The organism is Jannaschia seosinensis, assembly GCF_001408515.1.
In the GTDB taxonomy this organism is placed as follows: Bacteria; Pseudomonadota; Alphaproteobacteria; order Rhodobacterales; family Rhodobacteraceae; genus Jannaschia; species Jannaschia seosinensis.
On the sequence record NZ_CYPR01000185.1, the window covers coordinates 69040 to 76293 of the forward strand.

A 7254-nucleotide genomic window follows, 5' to 3' on the forward strand; every position below is an offset into this window, starting at 1 on the left:
AACCAGTGTCGGTGCAGGATCGGTCAAGCGGCCCCCTGTTGCAGGAGCGTAACATGCGTTAACGCCCGCGACCGAACGAGACCTGTCGCCCGGAGTCGCGCCATGCCCGCCCAACCTTTCGCCTTCCGCCTCGACGCAACCGATGGACGCGCACGGACGGGCGCGATCTCGACGCCGCGCGGGCAAATTCGCACACCGGCATTCATGCCGGTCGGCACGGCGGCGACGGTCAAGGCGATGCTGCCGGAATCGGTGCGCGCGACCGGGGCGGACATCCTGCTGGGCAACACCTACCACCTGATGCTGCGGCCGACGGCGGAGCGGATCGACCGATTGGGCGGGCTGCATCGCTTCATGAACTGGGACAGGCCGATCCTGACCGACAGCGGCGGATTTCAGGTGATGAGCCTCGGCGCGCTGCGGAAACTCGACGCCGACGGCGTGACGTTCAAGAGCCATATCGACGGGTCCAAGCACCGCCTGACGCCGGAGCGGTCGATGGAAATTCAGCGGCTCCTGGGATCCGATATCGTCATGTGCTTCGACGAATGTCCGGCCCTTCCGGCGGACCGGGACCGAATCGCGGCGTCCATGCGCTTGTCGATGGATTGGGCGGCGCGGTCGCGCGACGCCTTCGGGGACCGTCCGGGCCATGCGCTGTTCGGGATCCAGCAGGGCGGGCTTGAGGAGGATCTGCGTGCGGAAAGTGCGGAGCGGCTGCGTTCGATCGGGTTCGAGGGCTATGCCGTGGGCGGACTTGCCGTGGGCGAGGGGCAGGAGGCGATGTTCGACGTTCTCGACTATGCGCCGGAGCAGCTGCCGGCAGACAAGCCCCGCTATCTGATGGGCGTGGGGAAACCCGACGATATCGTGGGCGCGGTCAAGCGCGGGATCGACATGATGGATTGCGTGCTGCCATCCCGCTCCGGGCGGACGGGGCAGGCCTTCACCCGCCGGGGTGTCATCAATATCCGTAATGCACGGCATGTCGACGATCCGCGTCCGCTCGACGAAGAATGCGGCTGCCCGGCCTGTCGCGGCTATTCAAGGGCGTATCTGCACCACGTCAGCCGTTCCAAGGAAATCATCGGCTCCATGCTGATGACTTGGCACAACCTTCAGTACTACCAGGATTTGATGGCGGACATGCGCGCCGCAATTGCCGAGGAGCGTTTCGAAGTCTGGGAGCGAGATTTCCATGCCCTGCGCGCAGCGGGCGACGTGGAGCCGGTCTAGGCGTCAGCGCCCCTTCCGGCCAATCACGCGACGCGCATCATCGGCGTCAGGAGCAGCGGCTTCGGACCGACCGGCTTGAGCACGAGGCGCGCGGCCTGAATCGGACGGGCAGTGACGGGATCGATCAGACGCCCGTCCTGGCAGACATGCCGGATGATCCGCCCGCCCGAAAGGCGCATCGCGGCGAGATGCACCATCCGCGCGCCGTATCCGACCTGCGCCCGTTCCGGACCTTTTCCACCGCTGGAGCAATAGAGCGCGACGATCTCGCCCATGACCTGACGCGCACTCGCGCCGAGGATGTCGAGACGCAACTCTCGTGGTTGGAGCACACCGGAGACTCGGCCGCCGAGATGTTCGAAGGCGAGGCCGTCCCGTATGTCCCGAATGAGGAAATCGTCGGACGTGTCGAGAGAGCCGGCAAACGTGCTGACTTCGGCGAAGCGGGGCAGGGCGAGCGACAGGACGTCGAGCGAGGCCTCGGTGACATCTCCGCTCAGCGGGATCTCGTTCGGGCGCGCGGCCGGAGCGGATGCAAGACGCGAGCGACAGGACATCTGCGGACGTGCGGAGCATCGGTGGTGGCTATTGGAGACGGCGCAGCTCGAGGCGATCATTTCTCTGAGTCCGGGTTTCTGAAGCTGAGCTTACCACACCGCTTGCGACGGATCTGTCGTCGTCAACGAACAGCGAAGCGGGCTTGTGTTTAGGAAGTTCTGAAAATTGTTTACAATGCGCTGACAGAGACTTGCCGAAGATTGCGGCGTTTTTGGGGCATCCGTGCAAGACGGCCGGATGGCGCGACAAATCGGTCGCAGAGCGAAACCAACGGCTAGACGCGCATGGTTTTTGCAACGACGCCCGGAAGGGACTGGCGCCGCCTCTTGCACAGACGCGCGTGGATGGGCAGGCTTTGAAACAAGCCGGGAACATATCTCGCGTTGACGAAGCCCGCGGCCGTCCCCACATCGTGGGCCAAGGACGGAAGACGCCACAAGCCGCCGCATCCGGGGCAGCGCGTCTTTGCAAAAGGACAGAAGCCACATGACTACATCCACACATCCCGTTTTGCCCCTGCGCGACATCGTGGTGTTCCCTCACATGATCGTGCCCCTCTTTGTCGGCCGCGACAAGTCGGTCCGCGCGCTTGAGGAGGTTATGGCCGACGACAAGCAGATCCTGCTTTCGAGCCAGATCGATCCTACCGTGGACGAGCCAGATCAGGATGGCATCTACCGCGTCGGCGTGCTCGCCAACGTGCTGCAACTGCTCAAGCTGCCCGATGGCACGGTGAAGGTGCTGGTCGAAGGTCGCGCCCGGGTGAAGATCACGCGCTTCATAGAGAACAGCGCCTTTTTCGAGGCCGAGGCGACGCCGCTGGAGGAAACGCGGGGCGAGGATTCCGTGATCGATGCGCTGTCGCATACGGTCGCCGAAGAGTTCGAGCGCTACGCGAAGGTCAAGAAGAACATTCCCGAAGAGGCGCTGGGCGCTGTCTCCGAGGCGCAGGATCCAGCCAAGCTGGTCGACCTCGTCTCCGGTCACTTGGGCATTGAAGTCGGTCAGAAGCAGGAGCTTCTGGAAATGCTGACTGTGTCGGACCGGATCGAGAAGGTCTATGGCATGATGCAGGGCGAGATGAGCGTTCTACAGGTCGAGAAGCGCATCAAGAGCCGCGTCAAGTCGCAGATGGAGCGGACGCAGCGCGAGTACTATCTCAACGAGCAGATGAAGGCGATCCAGAAGGAGCTGGGCGACGGCGAGGACGGCCAGAACGAGGCCGCCGAGCTGGAGAAGCGCATCGCCGAGACAAAGCTGTCGAAGGAGGCGCGCGACAAGGCAGAGGCCGAACTCAAGAAGCTCAAGAACATGAGCCCGATGAGCGCCGAGGCGACCGTCGTGCGCAACTATCTCGACTGGATGCTGTCGATCCCGTGGGGCACCAAATCCCGCGTCAAGAAGGACATCGTCAAGGCTCAGGACGTTCTGGACAAGGATCACCACGGGCTCGAGAAGGTCAAGGAGCGGATCGTCGAGTATCTCGCCGTGCAGGCGCGGTCGGCGAAGCTGAAGGGTCCGATCATGTGCCTCGTCGGCCCGCCCGGTGTCGGCAAGACCTCGCTTGGCAAGTCCGTGGCCAAGGCCACCGGGCGCGAATTCATCCGTATCTCGCTTGGCGGTGTCCGTGACGAGAGCGAAATCCGCGGTCACCGGCGGACCTATATCGGCTCCATGCCCGGCAAGATCATCCAGGCTCTCAAGAAGGCCAAGACCACCAACCCGCTTATCCTGCTCGACGAGATCGACAAGATGGGACAGGATTTCCGTGGCGATCCGGCTTCCGCGATGCTTGAGGTTCTTGATCCTGAGCAGAACGGCACGTTCGTGGATCACTACCTTGAGGTGGAATACGACCTCTCGAACGTGATGTTCCTGACGACGGCCAACTCTTACAACATGCCGGGTCCGCTCATGGACCGGATGGAGATCATCCCGCTCGCCGGCTACACCGAGGAGGAGAAGGTCGAGATCGCGCGCCAGCATTTGCTGCCCAAGCAGATCAAGAACCACGGGCTCCGCAAGGGTGAGTTCGAGCTCTCCGACGACGTCCTGCGCGAAATCGTGCGAACCTATACCCGCGAGGCGGGCGTGCGGAATCTCGAACGCGAATTGGCAAAGATCGCGCGCAAGGCGGTGACGAAGATCGTCGGCAAGAAGGAGAGCACCGTTTCGGTGACGACCGAAAACCTCGACGACTTCCTTGGCGTCAAGAAGTTCCGCTACGGTCTGGCCGAGAAAGAGGACCAGATCGGGGTCGTGACGGGCCTTGCCTACACCTCGGTGGGGGGCGACCTGCTGCAGATCGAGGCGCTGCGCCTGCCGGGCAAGGGTCGAATGAAGACAACCGGCAAGCTGGGCGATGTGATGAAGGAGTCGATCGACGCGGCGTCTTCCTATGTGCGCTCCATCGCGCCGCAGATCGGGGTCAAGCCGCCGCGGTTCGACACGCTCGATATCCACGTGCACGTTCCCGAGGGGGCTACCCCGAAGGACGGACCGTCTGCGGGTCTGGCCATGGTCACGTCGATCGTCTCGGTTATGACGCGGATCCCCGTCCGCAAGGACATTGCGATGACGGGTGAGGTCACGCTGCGCGGAAACGCTCTGGCCATCGGCGGCCTGAAGGAGAAGCTGCTGGCCGCGTTGCGCGGTGGCATCAAGACGGTCCTGATCCCCGAGGAAAACGAGAAGGACATCGCGGAGCTTCCCGACAGTGTGAAGGAGGGGCTTGAGATCATTCCGGTCTCGCATGTCTCGGACGTGCTCAAAATCGCGCTGGTTCGGGAGCCCGAGCCCATCGAGTGGGATGAAGCGGCCGAAGAGGCCGCGGCACTCGCGGCAAAGAGTTCGGCCGACAAGTCCGGCATGACAGCGCACTGACCCGGCGCTCCGGCCAGAAGTACAGTTGAAGCGAAGGGGCCCTCGGGCCCCTTCGTCGTGTCTGCAGTGACCTGCACGACTGACCTGTCACTAGCGGAGCCTGATGGCGTACGCCTCCTCCCGCCAAGCTTTCGGGGCAGATCATAACTGGACTTGAACCCGGTTCCGGCTTTGTCTAATGCCTGCGCCACGGTTCGGGTGATTAGCTCAGTGGTAGAGCGCTTCGTTCACATCGAAGATGTCGGGGGTTCAAATCCCTCATCACCCACCACCGGTCTCCTCTGAGATGATGTTCTTGAATGGCTCCGCAGCCAGTTGCAGTATGGCGCAAGCTATCTGATCGGCAGGGTCACAAGCTCTAGCGTGTCTGGATCGGTCAGGGAAAGGCATCGGCTCACGGCGGTTGTATTGCCTAGGGCGTGCACTTTGCCCGGAGAACCTTCGCCAGCAATGCTGTCACGTGACCGACAGGGTGTCGGTGGATCAAGCTACCGCACCGGCACCTGCTGACCCGCTCCCTCGAAAGCTCCGCATTGTGGCGATGATCTGTTCCTCGAACGACGAGACGGACAAGGAGGAGAGCGCGGTTCAGCGAGGAGCGGATAGCCGGCCTTCTGAAGGAGCGCAGGTTCGCGCGTCGGCAGTTGACGTGCGCCGGAAGCACGGAGTTTGCGATGCCGCGTCAAACAGTGGCGCTCGGAGCATGGCGAAGGAGGGCGAGCCATCGTCCGCCAAGGTTCCCAAGCCAATGACAAGCGATGCCCGGACACGCTAGAAGATGGAGGAAGAGAATAGGCGGTTGGAGAAGCTTCTGGCGGCTTGGACGATGGATGTTACGGCGCTGCGCGCGATGCTCTGGAAGAACGTCTGAACCCGGGCTGAAGGAGAGCTGTCGTGAACCGTGCGCCGTCATCGAAAACAGCGGTGCGCCTGCGCGCTGGGCGGGTCCGCTCTGCGTGTTCAGCCCGAGTCTTCATCGTATGGGAACGTTCTCGACAAGTCAGACAGCGTCGGATCTGCCACTCCAAATTGCTCCGCTGACGACATTCCTAAGAACTCTTCCATTTCGTCACTGAACGCAAAGAGAGTGCCTAATGCGCCGCGACGCCCTCAGAGGCGGTACCGCCATGATCAATATCGGGTACTTCTGCAGGCTGACTTTTGGAGAGCGTGTAGAGATAGGCGGCCATGTCGCGCGCATCGAACTCGCTCACGCCAAGATCGGGCATTGCACTCAGGGGATCCACCGCCTGCGGCTCGGTGATCCAGCGGACCATGTTCTCGGGCGTGTTCGAAAGCACCCCGGCGATGTAACGGCGCGATCCCGCTTCGCCCAACGGGGGGCCGACGCGCACGTCCGCGCGGCCGACGAGGCCGGGGATCAGGTGACAAGAGCGACAGGCGTAGTGCTGCATCGCGCGGCGGCCGCGCTCCGGGTTTGGGATGTCGAAGGCGGGATCGGCTTCGGCGCGTTCGTCGGTGACGTGCGGCGCGGGCGCTGGCTCCGGCGCCGCGCCGGCTCCTTCGGCCAGCAGCGCTTGGTAAGCCACCGGTGACAGGGCCGGCAGCGCTTCGACCAGCGCGGTGATCCGCCACATCTCCGCCTCCTCCATGCGGTAACGCCACGAGGGCATGCCGCTCATCTTCAGGCCGTCGCGGATGAACCAGAATACCTCCTCGGGCGGGCGCTCGCGTGCGGCAGCGACGAGGTTGGTGGGGACCGGCATCATACCGAGGGCAAAAGGGGCAGGAGGCAGGCCGGGGGCGCCGTGGCACTGGGCGCAGTCGTTCTGGAACAGCACGGCGTTTTCTGGCGTCGCTTCGGGTGCCCAGTCCGGTGGAAGGTCGATATCCGCGGCGCTTGCGGCAATGACTTCATCCCGCACAAGGCTCAAACTGCGATAGATCGTATGCCTCCGCCGAGGGCCGTCTGACCGACCCACCCGGCTGCCTTTAAGAGCATGAAGCTATGACAGACCATAGCTTCATGTCCCAAGTAGAGGTTCTTTCGGTCACGGATACCGGCCGGCGGCGTCGGTGGACTGACGCCGAGAAGGTGCGGATCGTTGAGGAGAGCTATGCGGCGCCTCGGATGGCAGCAGCGACGGCACGACGCTACGAGATCTCTCGTTCGCTTCTCACACGGTGGCGTCGCCTGGCACGTGAGGGCCTTCTGATCGGCAATGGGGACCGGGCGCATTTCACGGCGGTTACCGTGAGGCCGGAAGTCGCCGCCGAGCCAGCAACCACCGATGCGCAGTTTCGGGCGGATGACACGAGCCATGACCGGGTGGAGATCATCCTGCCGAACGGACGTCGCCTCGTGACCGCCGCCTCGACCGAGACGTCGACCCTTGCGCGGCTCATCCAGGTGGTGGAACGGGCATGATCGCGTTTCCGGCAGGCGCAAAGGTGTGGATCGCGGGCGGCGTGACTGACATGCGGAAGGGCATGAACACGCTGGCCTTGCAGGTGCAGCAAGGCCTCGGGCGTGATCCGTATGCCGGGGAGATATTTTGCTTCCGAGGACGTCGGGGCGATCTGGTGAAGCTGCTTTGGCACGATGGCGTCGGCATG

General features: G+C 63.3%; 6 protein-coding genes and 1 tRNA gene. 5 read left to right on the forward strand and 2 right to left on the reverse strand.

The genetic code is table 11. The annotated features are described in order from the left end of the window. The first annotated feature begins 102 nt into the window (after window positions 1–102). Entirely contained in the window at window positions 103–1236 is a 1134-nt protein-coding gene (gene tgt, locus JSE7799_RS13925; RefSeq protein ID WP_055664155.1) for a tRNA guanosine(34) transglycosylase Tgt, read from the forward strand. 23 nt (window positions 1237–1259) lie between these two features. Here the strand turns inward: tgt and JSE7799_RS13930 are convergent, their stop codons facing one another. Beyond that, window positions 1260–1793, reverse strand: a complete 534-nt coding sequence (locus tag JSE7799_RS13930; RefSeq protein WP_055664156.1) for a hypothetical protein — start codon at window positions 1791–1793, stop codon at window positions 1260–1262. 487 nt (window positions 1794–2280) lie between these two features. Between JSE7799_RS13930 and lon the strand changes: the two genes are divergently transcribed. Beyond that, a complete protein-coding gene (gene lon, locus JSE7799_RS13935) occupies window positions 2281–4677 on the forward strand; it encodes an endopeptidase La (protein WP_055664157.1) in 2397 nt (798 codons plus the stop codon). A gap of 196 nt (window positions 4678–4873) precedes the next feature. Further along, window positions 4874–4948 (forward strand) — tRNA-Val (locus JSE7799_RS13940). Between the two features lie 820 nt (window positions 4949–5768). On the opposite strand, the gene JSE7799_RS13945 is transcribed toward JSE7799_RS13940, so the two are convergent. After that, window positions 5769–6620 (reverse strand): c-type cytochrome, encoded by an 852-nt coding sequence (locus JSE7799_RS13945; RefSeq protein WP_083480600.1) that lies wholly within the window; start codon window positions 6618–6620, stop codon window positions 5769–5771. A gap of 44 nt (window positions 6621–6664) precedes the next feature. On the opposite strand from JSE7799_RS13945, the gene tnpA reads away from it, so the two are divergent. Together tnpA and tnpB are read left to right on the forward strand one after the other, a co-directional pair. Then, window positions 6665–7066, forward strand: coding sequence for an IS66-like element accessory protein TnpA (gene tnpA / locus JSE7799_RS13950; protein ID WP_245624895.1), 402 nt, complete (start codon window positions 6665–6667; stop codon window positions 7064–7066). Then, the coding region (tnpB, locus tag JSE7799_RS13955; RefSeq protein WP_144431721.1) for an IS66 family insertion sequence element accessory protein TnpB at window positions 7063–7254 on the forward strand (192 nt) is incomplete at its 3' end. The genes tnpA and tnpB, both read left to right, overlap by 4 nt.